General features: G+C 33.7%; 2 protein-coding genes. Both read left to right on the top strand.

Features of this window, described 5'->3' with window-relative positions:
- Nucleotides 1-196: 196 nt before the first annotated feature.
- Nucleotides 197-448, top strand: a complete 252-nt coding sequence (locus ACKI4K_RS00265; protein WP_407421109.1) for an NVEALA domain-containing protein — start codon at nt 197-199, stop codon at nt 446-448.
- 54 nt (nt 449-502) lie between these two features.
- Nucleotides 503-1,599: DUF4221 family protein (locus ACKI4K_RS00260; protein ID WP_407421107.1), on the top strand; the 1,097-nt coding region annotated here is incomplete at its 3' end.

The following is a 1,599-nucleotide window of genomic DNA, read 5'->3' as shown; positions in this document are numbered from 1 at the left end:
GATTTAAATTCATAGCTATATCTTCCGCTTGTGATGATAATTGCTTTGTTTTTGCTACTGCTCAGAAAGATGAAGAAAGCAATCCAATGATTCAGATATTACATTTAAAGTAACAATATTAAATAATCTCCTGATACTATGCAAATTAAATGTGAGTTAAATAAAAAACGAATGACAAATCATTAAAATTTATCTAATGAAGAAAAATCTCTTAAAAGTTTTGGCCGTTGCAGCATTGGCAATGATTGCCGGTTACAATGTATATCAATCTCAAATTCATCCTGCAACAGAAGGTATGTCTGAATTGGCTTTGGAGAATTTAGAAGCGTTGGCGAGAGAAGAATGGGGTAACGGTACTTGTTACTGGGAACAGTTATATACAAGATGTACACCTACAGGAAAAACTCAAATTGGATGCCCGTGTGGAGCATTAGGATATAATGATTAATGAATGTGGCGAGGCATGTCATTAGTAATATGTCTCGCCTTATTGGTGAAAATTATGAAAAAGACAATTTACATATTACTTTTTTCTGTCTTATTGATGTCTTGCAGTGATAGAACTGATACGAATGATGTCTGTTCGTTGCAGCCACAAGAAGATTATTTGGAGTTTGCCATCGATGATGAAACTCGTATTCCATTGTTCAATTTATATACGTTCCAATGCGATGGGATAGATTATCTGACATTTTCCACTCAAGGAACACGCACAATATTGATATATGAATTGCAGACAGGCAAACTGATTAAAAAAATCGCTTATGAAGCAGAAGGCCCTAATAGTGTAGGTACTGACATATGGGGATTTTATGTAAAAGATTTCAATCATATTTATATACCCAATAATGACCGATCAATTATTTATGAAACTGATACGACCGGAACAATCAATAGAGTAATTGATTATACGAAAACGGTTGATGGTAAGTTGACGTTACCAGCATATTATGTCAATTTAAACAATCAGCAAATGTCTTTTATTGGTGATTCGTTATTTATCCCTCAAAAAATGAGTAATTTTTTAGATGCTGAATCCTATTGTCCGACAAGTGTTATAGTTAATATGAAGGATGGGAAAGTAAGTCCGTTTAAGATGCGCTTTCCTCAGTGGGCAATAGACAGGAATAATGATAAAACGATTGAAATCCCGTCATCTTATAGCATGGTTTACGATGGTAAAAAATTCGTTTATTCCTTTACGATGCATGAGAATATCTTCAGAGTAAATCCTTATACCGCACAAATGGAAGAATTTTCGGCTCGCAGCCGATATTTGCCAAAATTGAAATATACAAAAATGCCAGATGAGTTCTCGCAAGTTTTAAAGATGACATGTGAAACACCGGAGTATGGGAATATATTATACGATAAGTATCGTAAAGTATATTATCGCTTTACTCATTTAAAATCTGATTTGGATCATGAAGTAGAACATATAAAGATTTTGCATTCAGGGAAAATGGAGTTTAGCATCATGATATTGGATGAAGACTTCAACATTTTGGGTGAAACGAAATTTCCCTCGTATACCTATTTAAACAACATCTGTTTTATCAATGAAAAAGGTTTGTATATATCTACCAGCCACTTTATGCG

The sequence above is a fragment of the Methanobrevibacter sp. genome (assembly GCF_045644645.1).
GTDB lineage: Archaea > Methanobacteriota > Methanobacteria > Methanobacteriales > Methanobacteriaceae > Methanocatella.
Note: the sequence above shows the minus strand (reverse complement) of the source record. Positions and strands in the feature narration are given on the sequence as shown.